This window comes from Vibrio sp. 10N.261.52.C11, assembly GCF_041471405.1.
GTDB classification, from domain to species: Bacteria; Pseudomonadota; Gammaproteobacteria; order Enterobacterales; family Vibrionaceae; genus Vibrio; species Vibrio crassostreae_C.
In genome coordinates this window covers 1-357 of record NZ_JBFROI010000155.1, presented here as the reverse complement: position 1 = coordinate 357, position 357 = coordinate 1, and the positions used below count along the sequence as shown (strand labels likewise).

Genomic DNA, 357 nt, shown 5'->3' with positions numbered 1-357 from the left:
GATTATCGGGAACCAAGAGTTGTGGTACACCACCGAAGTGCTCGAACGCATTGGCATGAGCCTCTAACCAGTAAGACTTACCTTGACTCGGGAAGGCTTCAACATAGGTGTAATTGGACGCACCTAAGGTCGCCACGAACACTTCTGCTTCGCGTACTTCACCTGTATCAGGGTTGACCACTTGAAGCCGAGGCCCACAGTAATCGATAAACAGCTTGTCACCTGCCACATGGAGCTGGCGCATGCTGCGCTTTTGGGTTTTGAACCAACGAGTGTAAGCGTAAGCTTGTTCTTGATATTGCTCATGGTATTCCTGCCACAACAACATCTTTGTCATACCTTTACGTCTGAGTTCGA

Annotated in this window: 1 pseudogene; it reads right to left on the bottom strand. The window is 49.0% G+C overall.

What is annotated here, in order from left to right:
• A pseudogene (locus tag AB4323_RS24510) lies at positions 1-357 on the bottom strand (IS21 family transposase); the annotation flags it as partial.